The 19574-nt window shown below is 36.2% G+C and carries 14 protein-coding genes and 1 tRNA gene; 5 read left to right on the forward strand and 10 right to left on the reverse strand.

All coding sequences use genetic code 11. The annotated features are described in order from the left end of the window. Nucleotides 1–11: 11 nt before the first annotated feature. From GWK10_RS06025 to ribB, 3 genes are read left to right on the forward strand one after another with little or no spacing between them, the layout of a single operon-like run. Complete coding sequence (locus GWK10_RS06025) at nt 12–650, forward strand: LolA family protein (protein WP_164030234.1); 639 nt, start codon at nt 12–14, stop codon at nt 648–650. A gap of 9 nt (nt 651–659) precedes the next feature. Further along, on the forward strand, nt 660–2156 hold the full coding sequence (locus GWK10_RS06030) for an LptF/LptG family permease (RefSeq protein WP_164030236.1): 1497 nt from the start codon (nt 660–662) through the stop codon (nt 2154–2156). A gap of 37 nt (nt 2157–2193) precedes the next feature. Then, nucleotides 2194–3342 (forward strand): 3,4-dihydroxy-2-butanone-4-phosphate synthase, encoded by a 1149-nt coding sequence (gene ribB, locus GWK10_RS06035; RefSeq protein ID WP_164030238.1) that lies wholly within the window; start codon nt 2194–2196, stop codon nt 3340–3342. A gap of 117 nt (nt 3343–3459) precedes the next feature. Here the strand turns inward: ribB and GWK10_RS06040 are convergent, their stop codons facing one another. From GWK10_RS06040 to GWK10_RS06055, 4 genes are all read right to left on the reverse strand, one after another. Beyond that, a complete protein-coding gene (locus GWK10_RS06040) occupies nt 3460–4653 on the reverse strand; it encodes a DegT/DnrJ/EryC1/StrS family aminotransferase (RefSeq protein WP_164030240.1) in 1194 nt (397 codons plus the stop codon). A gap of 72 nt (nt 4654–4725) precedes the next feature. After that, complete coding sequence (locus GWK10_RS06045; RefSeq protein WP_164030243.1) at nt 4726–5163, reverse strand: thioredoxin family protein; 438 nt, start codon at nt 5161–5163, stop codon at nt 4726–4728. Between the two features lie 60 nt (nt 5164–5223). Next, complete coding sequence (locus GWK10_RS06050; protein ID WP_164030246.1) at nt 5224–5856, reverse strand: NAD(P)H-dependent oxidoreductase; 633 nt, start codon at nt 5854–5856, stop codon at nt 5224–5226. 79 nt (nt 5857–5935) lie between these two features. Next, nucleotides 5936–6688 (reverse strand): sulfite exporter TauE/SafE family protein, encoded by a 753-nt coding sequence (locus tag GWK10_RS06055; protein WP_164030248.1) that lies wholly within the window; start codon nt 6686–6688, stop codon nt 5936–5938. Between the two features lie 156 nt (nt 6689–6844). On the opposite strand from GWK10_RS06055, the gene GWK10_RS06060 reads away from it, so the two are divergent. Then, nucleotides 6845–6929 (forward strand) — tRNA-Ser (locus GWK10_RS06060). A 200-nt stretch (nt 6930–7129) separates the two neighbouring features. On the opposite strand, the gene GWK10_RS06065 is transcribed toward GWK10_RS06060, so the two are convergent. The 6 genes from GWK10_RS06065 to GWK10_RS06090 form a co-directional block, all read right to left on the reverse strand. Continuing rightward, nucleotides 7130–7645: a hypothetical protein gene (locus GWK10_RS06065; RefSeq protein ID WP_164030250.1), complete on the reverse strand. Its 516-nt coding sequence runs from the start codon at nt 7643–7645 to the stop codon at nt 7130–7132. Continuing rightward, complete coding sequence (locus GWK10_RS06070) at nt 7629–8735, reverse strand: hypothetical protein (RefSeq protein ID WP_164030252.1); 1107 nt, start codon at nt 8733–8735, stop codon at nt 7629–7631. The genes GWK10_RS06065 and GWK10_RS06070 overlap by 17 nt, the downstream gene beginning before the upstream one ends. 83 nt (nt 8736–8818) lie before the next feature. Next, a complete protein-coding gene (locus GWK10_RS06075; RefSeq protein ID WP_164030254.1) occupies nt 8819–11035 on the reverse strand; it encodes a type II secretion system protein GspD in 2217 nt (738 codons plus the stop codon). Nucleotides 11036–11044: 9 nt separating this feature from the next. Next, entirely contained in the window at nt 11045–12454 is a 1410-nt protein-coding gene (locus GWK10_RS06080) for a GspE/PulE family protein (RefSeq protein WP_164030256.1), read from the reverse strand. Between the two features lie 2 nt (nt 12455–12456). Further along, nucleotides 12457–12930, reverse strand: a complete 474-nt coding sequence (locus GWK10_RS06085; protein WP_204263091.1) for a general secretion pathway protein — start codon at nt 12928–12930, stop codon at nt 12457–12459. Between the two features lie 8 nt (nt 12931–12938). Continuing rightward, nucleotides 12939–13352: a prepilin-type N-terminal cleavage/methylation domain-containing protein gene (locus GWK10_RS06090; RefSeq protein ID WP_164030260.1), complete on the reverse strand. Its 414-nt coding sequence runs from the start codon at nt 13350–13352 to the stop codon at nt 12939–12941. Between the two features lie 439 nt (nt 13353–13791). Between GWK10_RS06090 and GWK10_RS06095 the strand changes: the two genes are divergently transcribed. Then, nucleotides 13792–19554, forward strand: a complete 5763-nt coding sequence (locus GWK10_RS06095) for a hypothetical protein (protein ID WP_164030262.1) — start codon at nt 13792–13794, stop codon at nt 19552–19554. Nucleotides 19555–19574: the final 20 nt, after the last annotated feature.

Genomic DNA, 19574 nt, shown 5'->3' on the forward strand with positions numbered 1-19574 from the left:
AAAACCCAAAAATGAAAAAATTAGGAGCCCTTTTAATATGTTTGTTTATCGCGAATAGCGTACTAGGGCAAGATGCTGCAAAAGCAAAACAATTGTTAGACGATGTTTCTAAAAAAGTAAAAAGCTACGATAACATTTCACTCGACTTTAAATATGTGCTTAATAACACAGAAGAAGATATTAAACAGGAAACTACTGGTAATGTCGTTCTTCAAGGAGAAAAGTACCTTTTAAACTTTATGGGAATCACCAAGTTGTTCGATCTTAAAAAAGAATACACTATTGTTCCTGAAAATGAAGAAATCACGATTGCTGAGCCAGAAGATAGCGAAGCCGGTGTAATCACCCCATCTAAAATGCTTACGTTTTATGAAGATGGATATAATTACAGTTGGGATATTGTGCAGAATATAAAAGGTAGAAAAATTCAATTCATCAAACTAACTCCAATGGACTCTAGCGCAGAGATTTCTCAGATTTTGTTGGGTATTGATGTTCAAACAAAACATATCTATAGTTTAATTCAAAGTGACGGTAGCAGTACCACTACAACCTTTACTGTTAATTCTTTTAAAACCAATCGGCCTTTATCAAAAAGCTTGTTTACCTTTGATCCTAGTAAGTACAAGGATTATTACATTAACAACTAGACATTCATTTTGAAGATACTCGACAGGTATATTCTGTTCAGCTTTATAAAAATATTCGTGAGCACTTTAACGTTGCTCATGTTTATTTTTGTCCTACAGTCATTATGGCTTTATATAAATGAGCTCGCAGGAAAAGGACTGGGTATCGACATCATTCTGAAGTTTTTATTCTTCGTATCACCAAAATTAGTTCCGCTTGTACTTCCTTTATCAGTTTTACTAGCGTCCATCATGACCTTTGGTAACTTTGCTGAAAACTACGAGTTCGCGGCAATGAAAAGTAGCGGTATTTCGCTACAAAGAGCCATGGGAAGTCTTATCATTTTCATTTTTTTTACAGGAATTGGCGCTTTTTATTTCTCCAATACAGTAATTCCAAAGGCGGAATTAAAGTTTTTCAATCTAAGGCGAAATCTTGCTAAGTTACAACCAGCACTGGCAATTGAAGAAGGTATTTTTAATGATATTGGTGATAAAATCAATATTAAGGTAGATGATAAACACGGTGATAATGACGAATTCTTAACCAATATTACCATTCACGAAAAATCTCCTGATGGGACCAATCGCATAGTACTTCGAGCCAAAACTGGTGAGTTAAAAAGCAGTAAAAAGTCCGATGTTCTTCAACTCGTTTTATTTGAAGGAAATCGCTATGAAGATGTAAACCCCAAAAAGAGAAGGGACCGGGAGAAACTACCACATGCGAAAGTGTTTTTTGAAGAATATACTATGAACATCGATATTTCTGACTTTAACGATGTTGATCTGGAACAACAAGATTATAAGACATTTTATCGAATGCTAAGTGTTGTTGATCTAAAAGCAAAAAGAGATACCCTTACGGAAGAATACACAAAAAAAGTAGAGCTTTTTGGAGATAATGTTTTAAAACGCACAGGTATTGTTTCCTTATCAAATACAACCACAGTTACTGATAAAGAAGGAAGGACTAAGACAAAAAAGAACGACAAAGTCATAGCTAATCCGCAAACACCAAATCTTGATAGTGTTGTCCAAAATCTAAAGGATTATAAGACAATTATGATCCTCGATCAAGCAATCAACAATACCAAAAATTCCTTAGATATTGTAAAGAGTAAGGAGAAAGAGCTTTTTAATAGTGATAAACTTATCAACCTACATATAACGGAATTTCATAATAAGTTCGCACTTGGAGTCTCTTGTATTATCCTCTTTTTTGTAGGTGCTCCTTTAGGCGCAATAATTCGTAAAGGTGGTATGGGATTACCGATGGTTTTGGCTATAATCATCTTCCTGGCATACCATTTTATTGGAATTTTCGGTAACAAAAGTGCCGAAGACGGCACGCTAAACCCGATTATTGGGTCTTGGCTTTCAACCATGATTATGCTTCCATTTAGTGTTATTTTAACCAGGAAAGCAACAGCTGATAAAGGCCTGTTTAATCCTGATAGTATTACAATGCCAATTAAAAATTTCTTTGAAAAAATAGCAGGGATTAAGAAGAAAAAGTCGCAATAGCCGTAACTTTGCGTTATTGTATTTAAGGAGATAAGATATGCAGACATCAGAAACTATTACTTCTGTCAAACTCAACACCATAGCTGAAGCTATAGAAGACATTAGACAGGGTAAAGTCATTATTGTCGTAGATGATGAAAATCGTGAGAATGAAGGAGATTTTATTGCGGCAGCCGATAAGGTACATCCTGAAATGATCAATTTTATGGCAATGCACGGCCGTGGATTAATCTGTACACCGCTAACCGAGTCTCGTTGTAAAGAGCTAAAGTTGGACATGATGGTAAGTAATAATACTGATCCCATGGAAACTGCTTTTACCGTATCTGTCGACTTAAAAGGTAATGGTGTTACCACAGGTATTTCTGCTTCTGACAGGTCCAAAACAATAAATGCTCTAGTTGAACCTGGAACCACATACTACGATTTAAGTAAACCTGGTCATGTTTTTCCATTAATTGCTAAAGATGGTGGTGTCTTAAGAAGAACTGGTCATACTGAGGCTGCAATTGATTTTGCAAGGCTAGCTGGTTTAAATCCTGCCGGAGTGATCGTTGAGATCATGAATGAGGATGGCACTATGGCGCGACTTCCTCAGTTGTTGGAAGTCGCTAAAAAATTCGACCTTAAAATTGTATCCATTGAAGATTTGGTTGCTTACAGAATGCAACATGACTCTTTGATCGATAAAAAAGAAGATTTTGATATTGAAACGCGTTTCGGGAAGTTCCGATTACGTGCATATCAACAAACTACAAATGACCAAGTACATATTGCGCTTACCAAGGGAAGTTGGAAAGAGAATGAGCCTGTACTTACACGTATTAATGCCAGTTTGGTAAACCACGACCCGCTTAGTATGTTGACCAATAATACTGACAAAAAACTGGATGAAATGTTTGCTCTACTCAACGCAAATGAAAAAGGTGCAATCATTTTTATAAATCAGCAAAGTGATTCATTGAATCTGCTAAATCGCCTAACAATCCTAAAAAACACCCAACAAGAAAATAAAGTAACCAAAGCGCCGCGAATCGATATGGACGCAAAAGATTTTGGAATTGGTGCTCAAATTCTTCACGATCTAAATATTAAGAAGATCAAACTGATGTCGAATACCAAACAAGCCAAGCGTGTTGGGATGATTGGGTATGGGTTGGAGATTACTGAGTATATTAATTACTAGTTAAGAGTTCTAATATTCAAAAAAAAGCCAAATGTCAGTTCGAGTGATTTCGACGCTAGGAGAGATCGTATCGAGAACCTTTTCAAAACTAGTTCATTCCAAGACAATTGTAAAATTCTAAATAAACTGAGTAAGTACTTCCGCCATCTTTCTAGCTCTTTCCTGAACTTGTTCTTCTGTCCAAGACAATTTAATTAAACTAGAAACAGTGCGTCCCATCCAATGGTCAGACTTAGAAAAATCTTGATTATGATAATCCGGTAGTTGATTCTTAATTTCTTGTGGTAGTTTTCCTAAAGACTTTAGATCTTTTAAATGATCCCATTTTTTAATGTAGTGCCAATTGTTGTCATACCAATAAAAACAGGCGTCAACTCCATTTTCACCCAACGCTTTGTGCGCATTTCTAGCTGAATCTTCAGTAGGTAAAAAGAAATTCAAAAACCCATAATTAGGAACACCTTCTTCTGGAATCTTTCGAAATGAAATACCATCAATTTTCGATAATTCATTTTTAATAATAGAATAGTTTCTTTTTTGAAGCTCTAAAAAGTGAGGTAGTTTTTCCACTTGTGCTAAACCCACAGCAGCGTTTAATTCAGATATTCTAAAATTATATCCTAGAAAAGGATGCGACTCTGCTCCCCTATCATTTCCGACATGATCATGACCATGATCAGTATAATGATCACTATTGATATAGTAATTCTTATTATTGGTAATTACGGCACCACCTTCACCACAAGTTATAGTTTTTACGTAATCGAATGAAAAACAACCTAAATCTCCATAAGAACCTAGTGGTTTATTCTCATAAGTACCACCAATTGCCTGGCATGCATCTTCCAATAAAATAAGATTGTATTCGTCACAAATTGCCTTCAGCTCCTTCAATTGAGCCATACTACCGCACATATGCACTGGCATAACGACGCGCGTTTTTCCTGTAATGGCATTTTTAACCGCTTGCGGATCTAAGGTTAGGGTATCATCAATATCTACAAGAACAGGAACTGCTCCTAGTGCTATAATAGATTCAAAACTAGCTACAAATGTAAAGGTAGGCATAATGACTTCATCTCCTGCTCCTACACCAGCAGCAGCGAGTGCAACCGTAAGCGCAGCCGTGCCACTAGAAGTAAGTTGTGTATGCTTTACCTGCATTATTTTTGATAAAGCGGCTTCCAACTCTTTCGCTTTCCAATGGCCATTCCGCATGCCATCGAATCCATAGCGCATTAAAACGCCATTATCTAAAACATCATTTACTTGTTGGCGTTCTTCTTCACCAAAAAATTCAAATCCAGGCATAGTTATGTATTCAATATTACATGCAAAAATATTGAAAATAGACGGTGTAAAGGGAGTAATTAACGAATAAGACTAGAGCATCTTATCAACAAAATCAAAATACAATTCTGGCGAACCTGAATACGAATTAATGGTATTCTTGATCTTACCTTTTGAATCTAATTGTAATACCGTAGGGAAAAGACCACGCTTATTGTATTTACCCATTAACTGGATATTGTATTGCATTTGCTCTTTGGTAAGCAAATCGCGTCGTCGCGGAATATCGACCATCACTAAAATCAGATTTTGAGACTGTTCCACGAACTTCTCACTATTGAAAAAGTCTTTTTTCAACATTTTACAAGGTCCGCACCAATCACTTCCTGTGAAATACATTAAAATGGGTTTGCTTTCCTTCTTTGCAATTTTTTGGGCTTTATCAAGATCTGTAAGCCAGTCTAGCTTTGTTTCCTGTGCTCCAGCAAACGAAAATGTAAAAATCGATACTAGCAAAATTAGCGTTTTCATAAGCTTAGTTTAGTTGAAAATTTATGAACTACTGAATGTTTAACAATTATCTTGCCAACTTTATTGTATAGTAATAATAGAATCATGAAGTTCTTTACGTACTTTTTTAAAATCTGAGAACATATCATCATCGGCGCGATAGCCTACTGGCATTACTAAAACAGCACTTAATCCCTTTTCCTCCAAGCTCAATATGCGATCGTACTCTTCCGGAATAAATCCTTCCATTGGACAAGCGTCTATTTTTTCAATTGCACAAACAGTTAGCAAATTACCCATTGCCAAATAGGCCTGTTTGGTCGCCCACTCATTAACCTCTTCTCTATTCTTTTCTTTAAAACTATCAATAAGTGATTCTTTAAAAGGATCTAACACCACATCCGGCGTATTTCTAACCTTTTTGACGCGATTAAAATAAGATGTAATGTAATCGCTATCAATGCCTTTTTCAATAGCAAAAATCAAAAGATGAGAGGCATCTGCTACTTGCTGCTGTTGCCAAGAGTGAGGCACCAATGCTTCTTTTATCAGCCGATCCTTAATAATGATAAGCTTGACCGGTTGCAAACCGTAAGAGGTAGCCGTCAAGTTGAATGCATTTTTAATAGTTGCAATCTGTTCTTCTGACAAGTTCTTATTAACATCAAACTTTTTGACTGCATATCGCCACTCCAAACTTTCAATTATACTCATGCTATGCCATTTTTTACAAAATTAAGAAATAGTGAGTTTGTTGTTGCTAACTATACTATTAATTCAATATATAGTCCGATTAAAAGAACCATAGTTTAATCGAAATGGCTATTACCATAATAAGTAAGAAAACCTTAATTACCCCATCTCCCTTTTTTACAGACCATCGGCTTGCAAACCATGCTCCTAAAGAGTTTCCTACAGCCATTATAATTCCAATTAAATACTCGATTTTATCATTTAAAGCGAATACCACGACCGCGGCAATGGTATAAATAAAAGCTACTGTAACTTTGGTGGCATTACTTTTTACTAGCGATAGTTTATTAAACCGAGATAACAACAGCATCATAAAAAAGCCGATTCCGACATTTATAAATCCGCCATAAATGCCAATGAAAAAGAAAACTATTATTGAAATAGCTAGGTGCTTGCCACTTAGTCGCTCTATAGCCTCAGAAGTCGCCATTTTGGGTTTAAAAACAACAATAAGCACAACCATGATCATTATGATTGCAAGGATTCTGTCAAAAAGATCTCCTCGAATATCAGTCGCCAATTGTGCACCGAGTATGGCACCAACAAGGGCCGTAATACCAAAATAGATGCTATACGGAAAGGTAGTAACACCCTTTGATTTGAATCCGCCTACTGCTGTTGCAGTTTGAAACATGATAGCGATACGGTTAGTCCCGTTAGCAATGTCGGCTGGTAATCCAATAAAAATTAGGGTAGAAAGAGTAATTAGTGATCCGCCGCCTGCCATCGTATTGATAAATCCTGCAGCAAAACCAGCTGCTATAAGCAAGGGGATTTCCCAGGTAAGTTCCATTAAATGTTGGTTAGTTAAAGGAAATATTAGCAATGCGAAGTTATGCTTAAATGCCGAAACAATTACATTAAAAAAAGTTAGATATTTCTTTCAATAACCGTAAAAAGGATGTTATATTTGCACCCGCATTCAGCGAATAGCTGATGAGGCACTCGAGGAGAAATGGCAGAGTGGTCGAATGCGGCAGTCTTGAAAACTGTTGAGGGTCACACCTCCGGGGGTTCGAATCCCTCTTTCTCCGCTTAGTTAAAAGCTTCACCCATAAGGTGGAGCTTTTTTCGTTTTACATAGACTAAAGGTGCAGCTTTCAAAGTTGGAGTAAAATGAAAAGTGCAGTAGAGCACGATCTAAAACCATTTTTGATGTATTCTACTATTTGTTTAGGATCGGTGGAGTTGGCCCCATTCCTCGTATAGGAATTTAATATGTTCCGCTAAAATATTAGCGCTCAAAACGCCTCAAAAGCACAGCAGCTTCTAGATAATTACGACGTCTTCTAAAATCACGCTTTTTGGTATAATGTACATTCACAAGCTCACCAAAAGCAGTTTTTTGCTCAATATGATACAGTAGCTTTTGAATATTGTTAAAAGATCCGGTTACCGAAAAGGAGTAAGTGATTACTTTATAATCTTTTTCATTAAATATATGTGGCGCTACAAAAGCAGAAACCTTAAGATCATTTGCTGCATCAAAAGACGATAAGGTTTTTAATAATTCGTTCTGTAAAGAAGAACTCCCTATATTATTTGCGTTTAAAATGGAATCGTAATAGCGTTCCTTCTGTTTTAAGATAGAAATTCGTTGCGGAGTATTTTCAAAAGCAAGTTGCTCCTGTTCTAACTTCATATGCGATTTTCGCAACCGCAAAGTTTCAGCAAAAGCAAATTGGTAGGCAATGATTACCATTAAAGCAAATCCAAAAATCAATGCAATATTTTTATTTCTTTTCGTCATTGATTGTAAGAATTAATTCAAAATTCGCAGTTCGATTTCCTTCTTCGTAGCTTGATGTGAGAACAGACTTAATCCAATTTAAAGATTCGAGCATAGCGACCCAAGCTGTGAAAGATTCTTTATTAGCAGTAGTTCCCGATATAAATATTTCGTTTGCTTTTACATTAATTGCACTGTCGTTTTTTATTGCTCTTAATAAAGGCTGGTAGTTAATTTCTTCCAACACAACTGCAGCCGGCAATATTGTGATGATCTCATCGATTTGTTTAGAACTTTTCGAGGAGGCAGCATTTAGCAGGTTTTCACTTAATTGCTGTTTCCGTTTCACTTTTTCATTTAACTCAAGAAGTTTACCACTATTGGTGGTATTGGTTTGAGCTTGCTGTTGCAGGGTATTAACGCCATCAAAATAGTAACTAAACAGAAAAAAGTTAATAAGTAGGCTTCCAAGTAAAAGAGCAATAGCAACCCGTGAGAAAACAAAAAAGAAGCGATCTTGAAGGTAATCAGTTTTTACCTGATTGTTTCTATCAACTAAATTAGAATTGGCATTTTCCTTCCGTAAAACAGATTGTAAAGCGCCGCTAAAAGCTAAGAGTGATTGTGAACTTATATCTAATCCGTTGATATGGTAATTAAAATCCTCGCTACTCTCGCTTTTTTCTATATTCTTAATGTCATTATCTTCAATCGTTGTTTTAAAACCATTGGATATCAAATTCCCTGAAATAAAAGGAGTAAGTTCTTTTATCCCTATTGGGCCCAACAAAATCTGTACAACTTTAATTCCTTCTTTCTGATAAGAACTGACAAGGTCATTCACAATTTCTTTACGACAAATTGAAATAAACGTGGTAGTCGCTCCTTCACAAAAACTGTAGTAAAAATGATCAATAGCAATATTTGGAAATGCTTCGTTGAGCAGAGCACTAATAGTCCCCGATTTAGGAATAGTTTTAGTAAGCACCTGCTTTGTATTGATCGTTAAGAAAGCATGCTGCTTTTTAGGAAGCTTATTCGCTAGTTGTTCAATTTCGTTTGCTTCTACCCTTTGATCAACATCTAGCGTATTTTTCTTTTGCTTTATCAATAAAGCTAAAATTCCTTGATCAGTATGTTCTATACCGCAAAAGCGATGACAATATTTTGCGTATGACAACCAAGAACTCAACACTATTTAATAATGGTTGGTTTTATTAACACGGTCAATTTCTTTCTGGAATCTTCGCGCTTGCGCTTACTGAATAGCCATTTTATTACGGGGATTCTTGCTAAAAAAGGAACTCCAGAACCAGAATCGTTCTTTAAACGCTCTTCTAACCCACCTAAAACCACCAAATCTTTATTTTGAACTCGTATAGAGGAACTAAACTCTCTTGAATTTATTCCCGGAGGGGCGTCCTCATCAATTCGCTCTCCATTAAAATCAGATTGTATTACAAATACATTAAGTGTTACCTGACCATCCCCTGAGACAATTGGTTTTATGGTAATACCCAACTCCGCATCTATAGGAACAAAATTTCTAATCTCACTGGTTTGTGGATTATCCGTACCGAATATGTTTCTATTGGTTATCGCGTAATATGTAGTAGTTCCACTAGAGAAACTCGCTTGATGTCCGTTGAGCGTTGCTAACTTGGGTGTTGAGCGTATCTTGATATTACCGTTGGCTTCCATCGCCTTTACGCGTGCAAAAAACTCAGGTACCACCTGTCCCAAATTTCCCAAACCGCTGAATCCGCCAATTACCTTGTTAACCGTTTCAGCCCCAAAGGTGATATCTGTATTAGGAAACACATTTCCTTCTGTTTTTACTGGGTCCGAGCCAATTCCCCACTCAATGCCAGTCTCAACTGTGGCGCTCCGACTTACTTCAATGATCATTACTTCTATGAGTACAACGGGTACAGGCTTGTCTAGATTTCGAACGAACTTTTTAAAGCGAACAATATTTTGACTTGGTCCACTAACGACAAAGCTGTTTAATTCAGTATCACTGCGAATATCTAACCCTTGTTTCACTTCATCAGGTACTAAATCTAGTAAGCTTTGAGATTCCTGCGTAGTATTACTACTTCTTTGGAAATCTCTCGTTGTCGATCGATTATTCCTATTTTGAAAACCATTGACGCCCTGATTTCCAAAGCCACCTTGATTACCAAATCCTTGACTTAGGCCACCATAATAATTTTGAAATCCTCCAAAATCACTAAAGGTCCTTCCGACGCTTCTACTCGTACCTGCCGCTGGATCCCCTAAAATTTCAATAGCTCTGAATCGCATCGGCACCACTTCTACCTGACGCACACTTAATTGATCTGCTGTTCCGAAAAAATAAATATTCCCTTCTTTCTTAAACGTAAAGGCAGTATTGTTAACACCTCCAGAAATTGATGGTTGCGTGGCTTGAGGGCGATTATTAGAAGTAGTAGTTTGTTGATTGTTATTTTGAATTCCACTAGCACCTCCTTCAAAAAGGTCAACTAGTAATTTATCAAATGAAATGCGCTTTGCTTTAAATGATGCATTCCCAGCTTCTGTTAAGGGCGTCGCCGTAAAAATATTGATTCCTAAATCACTACCTATATCATTAATAACACTCGAAATTGGAGTATTCTCAAAATCCACCTCTACCACCATTTTTAACGAATCAAGAATCTTGTAATAGAAATTAGAATTTCCTCGTCTTCGAGGTCTAACTCTATTAGGCTGATTGTTGGTATTTCCAGTACTTACAATTGTTGTTGGTGTATTATCTTCAAACATGAAGAAGCCATCTCTAGTCTTGTTTACACTTAAATTATTAGCAAAAGCCAATTTGTTCATTGCTACCTCAAAAGGGGCTTCCTTGATGAAAAATGAGATTGACTTATTTTGAAGTTCAGGTGAAAAAACCAAATTCTTTCCTGTTTTGTTGATGACTTCCTTAAAAGCAACATGGAGTGTATCATTCTTAATATCTAGACTCAGTAAATCTCTAGCCGTATCATAACTAATTGGAATTATTCGATCAGGAATTTCCAGCTGTGGAGCTTTATATTTCCTAACCAACAAAATATTCCCAGTAAACTCAATATCAAGATCATACGCTTTACATAAAAAAACCAACAAATCAGAGACCGTCACATCTGGGAAGTTGTTGACAATATTCGTTTCATTTAATTCGGGATTCACCGTAATATTAACCTTATGCAACTGCCCAACTGCAATCAATAAGTTAGAAAGCGTGGTGCTCGTAACGTTAATATTCACTTTTTCAGTAAGACCTTTATTTTCAACCGCAAGTACCTCCAGATTATTCCTAATCTGTTGTATACGGTTCTCGTCCTGAGCAATTATGCTCAAACAAGTAAAAAGTAATATTAGGAGAATACAGCTTCTTTTCATTCAGAATAGTTAGTGAGCCAATATAGAAAATACTTCTTCAATTGAAGTTGTTCCGTCTTTAACCAGAGCTATGGCATTTTGCTTTAGGGTATTGATATTATTTTCGGCAATATAGTCATCTATTTGCAGTTCGTTAGTTTTTATTCGATCAGATAATGTATTTGTAATTGGAATAATCTCATAAATAGCCTTTCGCCCCAAATATCCCGTATGATAACATTTTTCACATCCGTTGGCGATCCATTGATTTTGAATATTTTTTAGGGATGATAATTCGGTATACTCTAGATGATCCAAGGCGATTTCCTGTTTACATGAATTGCAAAGTTTTCGAACTAAGCGTTGGGCTATACTAATATTTAAAGTACTAGCTATTAAAAAAGCTGGAACTCCCATATCGATCAATCGTGAAACTGTTGCCCAAGCACTGTTAGTATGTATAGTTGATAATACTAAATGTCCAGTTAGCGCTGCGCGAATTGCCATATTAGCCGTTTTAGCATCTCGTATTTCACCAACCATAATGATATCCGGATCCTGTCGTAAAAAGGTGCGTAAGGTACTGGCAAAATCTAAACCAATATTCTCTTTTAATTGTACCTGATTAATCCCTTCTAAGGTATATTCAATCGGATCTTCAATTGTAAGAATATTGGTCTTACTATCGTTTAATAACTTTAAAGTCGCATACAAGGTTGTGGTCTTCCCTGAGCCCGTAGGTCCAGAAATCAGAACGATACCGTTTGGCTTTTTTACGGAATGTTTATATCGTTTTAACTCCTCAACTGTGAAACCCAATTGTTCGAGTTGAATGGCACTCGCATCTTTACTCAGAAGTCGAAGCACGATTTTCTCACCATGCAGTGTTGGCAAAGTCGACACCCGAATATCAAACTCATCGTCTGATGAAGTCATGGTAATACGGCCATCCTGCGGAAGTCGCTTCTCAGAAATATCTAGCTGCGCTTTGATTTTAATTCTATTGATAATAACTGGGTATTCATCAATATTTATTTCATACTGTTCCTTTAGCTTTCCATCTAAACGAAATCGAATTCTACACTTTTCTTCATAGGGTTCAAAATGAATATCACTACTACCCACAGCTTTTGCATGGTGCAAAACTTTTTCCAGAAAATTAGCATTATAATGTAGCTCTTCAGTCTTGTTATTCTGTGTTTTACGGTAATTGGTAAATAATAATTTGTCTACTAATTCGGTATTTTCATTTTGAATTTGAACTTCTCTTCCTAATAATATTGACAACTCCTCCTCTACTAAATCCGATTGATCATTATCAGAAAGGAATTGTATTGTGCTTCCATTAATCGAGCTCGGTACTACTCGATAGTGATATGCCTGATCTGATGTGATTAATTGCTGCAAAGCAGCTGATAGTTGATAATCTTCAGTCCTCATTATTAAAATGTATAAATACTATCAAAAACTCCAATTCCATTTAATATGATACTAACGGCAAAAAAAAGTGCCACATATCCAGCTAGAGGAGCAGTTTGGTCTTTCATTTTTCTTCGAAAACCTAAGTGCATGACCAGAGCGAATATCAAAGAAAAAGATAGTAATACTATAAAAGCGATTGTCGGATACCCAAAGCATAATGCGATAAACAACAACAAGTCCCCCACACCAAAGCTATGGTTCAAAAAATTTTTTTTCAAAACAAAATTCGAATATCCATACAACACCGTTATGATAAGTGCAACTAGCACTAGATTAATCCCAATGTAATACCTCATAATCATATAATCTATTTGATTAAACGCAAGTGCACCAAACAAAAGACCGGTAATAACAAACAACCACCAATAAACTGCTCTATCGTTTATATCTTGATATAAGATGTATACAAGGCTAATAACTAATAATATCTGCAAAGCTAAAATCAATCTTTTACAACTTGTTTAGGGTTCCCATTTTGATCAATCTCCCAAATATTAAAAACCCCGTCACCATCAAAATCGACTACGGCAGTGGCTACTGCTTTAAAAGTAGAACCTGTAGCCTCCGTAATTTCATAACTGTAATTCGCTGTTCCATTCTGGTTAACTGTATTAGGCGCTTCAAAATCGATCTCATCAAAATCTAGCGAGTACTTAGAATGCATATACCTAAAAGTGGTCTGCATATTATAAATCTGCTTTAGTTGTGTTTGGGCTTCTAGGCTTTTTGTTTTACTTATTAACGGCATTAAACGCGGTAATGCCAAAAGAAGTAAAATTCCAATTATTGCCAAAACAATTAATATTTCCTGAAGGTTATAGGCCCTTAGTTTATGGTTTAGATGATTTTTTCTCATAGATAGTGCAAAGATTCAAATATAGAAAGAAAATGATTTTCTCTTAGCTTTCCGACAAAACATAGCATTTTAACATATACACCTACTTCATAGTATGTTTTAGCTGTTTTAAACAACAATAATCGAAATTCAACACAATTAATTTAAATTCAATGCATTACAATTTATGTTAACAACTAATAGAGATTTTTTTCTTCTATTTGTTTGTTTCATTATCATTTTTTTTTAGATTTGATTCATCCTCTAACAATAAATACTACACCTTGTGTAGGAGTATTGAAACTGTTTATAAAGAATATCCTTATTAAGGAAAAGGAATGTCCCAACCATTCCGGACTTTTATAACCAGCCAAATCGTAGTTTATTTTAATAATTCTCCGTTGATGTGATATCAATGGCTAAACGATATTGTACTAAAACGAGCCTTTAATACTTTTAAATGAAAACGATCTTTAAATTATTCTTATTAGTTTGGTTGATTCCTTCAATTTGTCTTTCTCAAGACAATGGAGAAAATCCTTATAACGTAGATTATCAGGCAGAGGTAAATCAAATGGTTAATATTCCTAATTCTCCTGAAGCTGCGGCATTCACTAAATACGGAAATACAAAGGTTAGCTTGTATTCAGGTACTCCTGATATTAGTGTACCATTATATACTATTCAAGGTAGAGAATTAAATGTCCCTATAGCGCTTACCTATGATGCCTCGGGAGTCAAAGTTTCTCAAATTGCAACATGGGCCGGATTAGGATGGAATCTAAATGTTGGAGGTCGTGTTTCAAGAATCACCAACGGATTACCAGATGATTATTTACAAGGCGCTTATACATCAATTTATAACGCAGATGTAAGGCAAAAAATAAACCATTTTGGAAGTAGAAATATTTATCAAGAAGGAAATGAGTGGTTTGATAGTGTTCAAGAAGCTCAGGAATATTACGAATGGTTACACCAAATTAATCAGAGTTTCATTGACACGCAACCAGATATTTATAGTGTTAATGCACCAGGGTTAAGCGCCCACCTTGTTTTTGATATTAAGACCAACAATCTTCCAAGAGCATTGAACAATCCTAGAATTAAAATACAAATATTAAACAGCAATTTAGGCTACAATCATATAAATGGATGGATCATCACTAATGAAGATGGAACACAATATTTCTTTGAAAATGTTTTTGAAAAAACACTGAGTTTAGGAGAAGACACCTCCGCCAATGGAGCTTTAGTTAACGAATATGCATCCTCATGGATGCTTACAAAAATAATTTCTGCTAATAAGAAAGATACTTTTGAGTTTGATTATACAACAGATGCCGAAGTTGGGTACTGGCTAAGTGAACAAAATGGATCGTCGGCATCTGCAGCTGTTACCACCACGAGAAATGAGGTCTACAATTACCCTGCAGCTGACCAAACATTCTCGGCCGGTGCTGGGCATTATACACTTCAGAAATTTTTAAAATCAATAAAACACAATGGGACTCCTTTAGCAACAATTTCTAGAGGTAATAGAACAGATATCGATCAAGCCCCAACAAATACAAAGCTGGACGGAATCACGATCAAAGACTACAAAGGAAACCTAATCAAGCAAGTTGATTTTAATAACAACGATTATTTCAATAATCACAAAACCTCATCAACCGACATCCGCTTAAAATTGAATGGTATAACCATCAAAGGGCGTAATAACGAAAAATACCAAGAATATACTTTTGAGTATGACAGCCCGAATGGTCTTCCTTCAAGAAACTCTTTTGCCCAAGATTACTATGGGTATTATAATGGTGTTAACAATAACGTATTATATCCTTCTTACCAATATGGAGAATTTTCTTTCGGTGGAGCCAACAGAGAGCCAAATTTTACTGAGGCCAAAAAAGGTCTGCTTAAAAGAATAACTTATCCTACCGGAGGATATAGCATTTTTAATTTTGAAGGAAATCAAGTAGTAGAATCAGTAAACACACCAATCACAAGAAATTACGCTGGAGCTGGTATTAATGCCTTAACGGAAAATAACGATGCCCTTTATCAAAATGAAGACGGCTCTTGGGCTGATGATCAATACCTCCCTTTTGCTCCAAAAATAGTGATCAAAAACTTTGATATACCAGAATCTGGATACTACACAATTAAATATTTTGGGAATGTAAATCAACAGGAAACTGAAGCTCATATTATTCAACGTGGAGTTATTGATAATACTTGTTATCAAAGTGGAGGCGAATGGACCTGCCCTAATTTTCCAAAATTTAAATCGTTTGGAGAGTTTTTGAGTGCTCCCGTAGAACATAAATTCTGGCAATCTACTGCCTATTATCAGGGGTCGAAATATTTCAACGCTGGGGTTTATTCTGTTATGGTGGTAATGGACGAAAATAATGAAGTTCAAGGTGATTATGGAAGTGTAAGCTTTACCATCGAACGACAAGAAACAGTAGCTGTAGACCAAACAAAAGACCTTGGAGGCATTCGTATCGCAAATATAATGGACTACACCGAAAATGGAACCTTTGCACAAGGTAAAAGCTATACTTATGATAATGTTAAGGTCAATTATAAGCCCTCTTTTGTTTCTTTGGATGTTAGCTATAGTGGACCTAGTACTTCAGCTGCCTATGGAACTGTTAATAGTTCTATAATTAGAAGGGGCAATATTCCAAGGGGGGATGATCCAGCTTTTGTTTATGGTAATGTTATCGAAAAAAACATCAATAGTAATGGGAATTCTATCGGATATACCTCCTATACTTTTAGTACTGACCAAGCAGGAATGAGGCCTAGAAACTCCCCTCCTTATGAATCAAACTATTTCCCAAGTATTTCTGGTGGGCAAGTAAACAAGGTAGAGGTTCTTAATACTAATGCTGAATTAGTATCTAGCTCAACAACATCGTACTATGAAGTTCCAAATTTTTCTGTTAGAGGGCGGGTTATTGTAAACAACAATGATCATGGCGAGAAAACAATTTTTCTTCGACAAGGAAGTAACGGAAAGTTAATTGCAGATAGGCTAAATAACTGGGCCTGTGGGGAAGGTTATTATGGAAGTTTCGGCAGTCCCATTACTCTGAATACTGAGTGCTGGGAACCAAGATATTTCACACATCCGGAAGAATATGGTTATGTGGCAATTTTAGCTGCTCACTATAGTCCACTTGAAAGCCGCTATACATTTGCTTCAGGAGCTGTTGGTGGACAGTCTTTAGTAGTTCAAAAACAATATTTTAAAAACACGGATACCACTTTTTCAGAAACATCACAAACCAGTGAAACAGTATATGATTCGTCTATAGGCTATTTAACCAGGAATGTTACAACAACCGATAGTAAGGGTGATCAAATCAAACAAAGCTTTGAGTACCCTAAGGATCATGCTTTGGTCAATAACTCCAATTCAGATGCTGTAGCACTACATGCTCAAAATAAACTAAATACCGTTTTAAAAACAGTTACGGAAGTAAAAAAATCTGGCTCTTATACATTTACATCTCTTTTTGAAAAAGAATATGCCTACTCTTACATAGCACAAGGTATCACATCACCAACAAGTGTAATTTCAAAAAAAGCTAATGAACAAGGAGAAGATCGTATAAACTTTACATACTATTCAAACGGCAATATTAAAGAAACCAAACAGGTAAATGGCGCTACATCCGTCTATGTCTGGGGATATAATGATATGTATCCGGTTGCTAAAATTGATAATGCTACCCATAGTCAGTTAGGAGGTACCGGTTATAATAGTGCTGTCTTAAATAATCTTGCTAGTTCTGATACCCAAATCCGAACAGAGATTAATAAAATTCGTACTGGATTACCTAATGCCATGATTACTTCATACACTTATGATCCCATGATCGGTATGACATCTATGACTGACCCTCGAGGATATACCTCCTATTATAAATATGATGCCTTTAATCGTTTGAGTTATATCGAAGATGCCGATGGCCATATCTTGAAGAAGTATAATTATAATTATGACGGACAAAGTACCGAAGGCTTGGCAGCACTAAATGCTAGCCTTAGTTTACCCGGAGCCGCACTGATCAATGATAATTCATCTTTAGTTGCTAATAACAGTGGTGGTTCTGGAAATTATAAACACCAATGGACCATTAACGACCAGCCATTAGCTCATAACAACAGTACACTCGATTTTGTATTTGAAGCTCCTGGTGAAAACAATGTGTCCTACATCCTAACAGATCTAAACACCGGTCTTAAAAAGACTGTCAATGGTACTGTTACCGTATACCAACCTTTAAAAACACCAACATTAACTAAGGATAAAACTCATATTATCAAAGGTAGTTCAGTAGTATTTACTACTGCTAATGTAGGTGGAGGCTCAGGTAGTCGTTCCTATGAATGGTATGAAGGTAGCACTAAACTTTCTTCTACTAACGGCTCTACTCTTACCCATACACTTAACAATACCGGTACTATTCCTGTTAAGTTCAAGGTAATTGACAATAATATCTCAGGGCATAGCAATGAGGTTTCTACAACAGTCAGTGTCTATAATCCATTAAACGCACCTTCAGTATCCGCCAACAATACCTATGTCCTAAAAGGGACTACCATTTCATTTGGTACTGGAAACATTGGTGGTGGGTCAGGCAATAGAAGCTATAAGTGGTATGTAAATAACACTGAACAATCAGCTACTGGTACTTCGTTTAGCTATACCCCTTCTACGGCAGGTAACTATACCATTAAATTTAGAGTGACGGATACCACTGTGCCAGGACATTATAAAGAAGGTGTGAGAACCGTATATGCGTACGAGCCGCTTTCTACACCAAATGTTGGGTCGAATGTCACCTATTTGCTCAAAAATGGTCAGGTGAACTTTACTGCTAGTAACATTCGAGGTGGTTCGGGAAATAGGCGTTATGAGTGGTTTGTAAAACACAACAGCGGTGGTTATGTTAAACAGACTACAACAGCGACTAGTTTTAATTACAATACTCCTAACACAGGTACCTATACCATCTTATTTAGAGTTTGGGATACTAGGATATCAGGGCATTATAAAGATAGAACAAGAGTAGTCTATTCATACAACCCTCTAAATACACCAACTGTTAGTTCAAATAAAACTTATGTGGTTAAAGGAAGTCCTATCAACTTTACAACTGGCAACATTGGTAACGGCTCCGGATATAGACGTTATGAATGGTATGTAAAACAAGGTTCTGCTGGCTATGTCAAACAATCGGTCACAGGTACTTCATTCACCTATGCACCACCAACCAATGCAACCTATTATGTAAAATTTAGAGTGATTGATACTAGAATCGCTAATCATTACAAGGAATTTGCAAAAGTGGCATATGCATACAACTCATTAAGTACTCCCAATTTATTTGCGGACAAAACATACATCTTAGAAGGTAAAACTATTAGCTTTACAACCAATGGCATCGGTGGTGGTTCAGGCTATAGGCGTTACGAATGGTTCTGGAGACGAAACGGTAGTAGTTGGACTAAAGAGTCTACAACAGCTACTAGCCTAAATAAATCATTCTCGACTGATGGTACTTATGTCATTAAATTTAGAGTATGGGACACCCGAACCAATCAGTATGTAGATCGCGATCGAACTGTATATGTCTATAATCCTCTCGGTGGTGGTATTTCTGCGCCTTCAACAGTAACGGTAAACAACAATGCTTCATTTAATATGGGGATTACAGGCGGAAGTGGTGTTTTTACGTATTCTTGGAACATTACTACTCCTTGGAAAACATATACCAATACGTCTAAATCATTTACCTTAAAAATGAACTATGATTACTATGGCACTAGAACAGTTCGATGTACTGTTCGGGATAGTAGAACGGGCGATAGTAGAACCGTCACTAAATCAATCACCACTAATGGCGCACCAACGCTGGGTGGAACATTAAGCAAATCAAACATTAATGTAAATACTAATTACGAGCAGTACCGAATTACGGCAGTACCAAAGTCTGGCTCCGGACATTATACTTATAAATGGTATTTCGGCAAATCGACAAGCGTAGTAAGTACCGCTACCAATGTATCTATTTATCTTGATTGCAGTACACTGAAGAAAAAAGTTACTTGTGATATTAAAGATACTAGAACCGGGCAGACTAAAACAGTGTATGCAACGTACTACTTCTCAGGTAACTGTAATAGCGGAGGCGATCAATACTAATCACTAACAATAAATAAGAA

Source organism: Spongiivirga citrea (assembly GCF_010671565.1).
GTDB lineage: Bacteria > Bacteroidota > Bacteroidia > Flavobacteriales > Flavobacteriaceae > Spongiivirga > Spongiivirga citrea.

Excerpts from the sequence above, each read along its gene's own strand:
- GWK10_RS06025 (WP_164030234.1), top strand. The coding sequence starts at position 12 with ATGAAAAAATTAGGAGCCCTTTTAATATGTTTGTTTATCGCGAATAGC.
- GWK10_RS06050 (WP_164030246.1), bottom strand. The coding sequence starts at position 5,856 with ATGAGTATAATTGAAAGTTTGGAGTGGCGATATGCAGTCAAAAAGTTT.
- GWK10_RS06045 (WP_164030243.1), bottom strand. The coding sequence starts at position 5,163 with ATGAAAACGCTAATTTTGCTAGTATCGATTTTTACATTTTCGTTTGCT.
- GWK10_RS06055 (WP_164030248.1), bottom strand. The coding sequence starts at position 6,688 with ATGGAACTTACCTGGGAAATCCCCTTGCTTATAGCAGCTGGTTTTGCT.
- GWK10_RS06095 (WP_164030262.1), top strand. The coding sequence starts at position 13,792 with ATGAAAACGATCTTTAAATTATTCTTATTAGTTTGGTTGATTCCTTCA.
- GWK10_RS06065 (WP_164030250.1), bottom strand. The coding sequence starts at position 7,645 with ATGACGAAAAGAAATAAAAATATTGCATTGATTTTTGGATTTGCTTTA.
- GWK10_RS06040 (WP_164030240.1), bottom strand. The coding sequence starts at position 4,653 with ATGCCTGGATTTGAATTTTTTGGTGAAGAAGAACGCCAACAAGTAAAT.
- GWK10_RS06075 (WP_164030254.1), bottom strand. The coding sequence starts at position 11,035 with ATGAAAAGAAGCTGTATTCTCCTAATATTACTTTTTACTTGTTTGAGC.
- ribB (WP_164030238.1), top strand. The coding sequence starts at position 2,194 with ATGCAGACATCAGAAACTATTACTTCTGTCAAACTCAACACCATAGCT.
- GWK10_RS06090 (WP_164030260.1), bottom strand. The coding sequence starts at position 13,352 with ATGAGAAAAAATCATCTAAACCATAAACTAAGGGCCTATAACCTTCAG.
- GWK10_RS06080 (WP_164030256.1), bottom strand. The coding sequence starts at position 12,454 with ATGAGGACTGAAGATTATCAACTATCAGCTGCTTTGCAGCAATTAATC.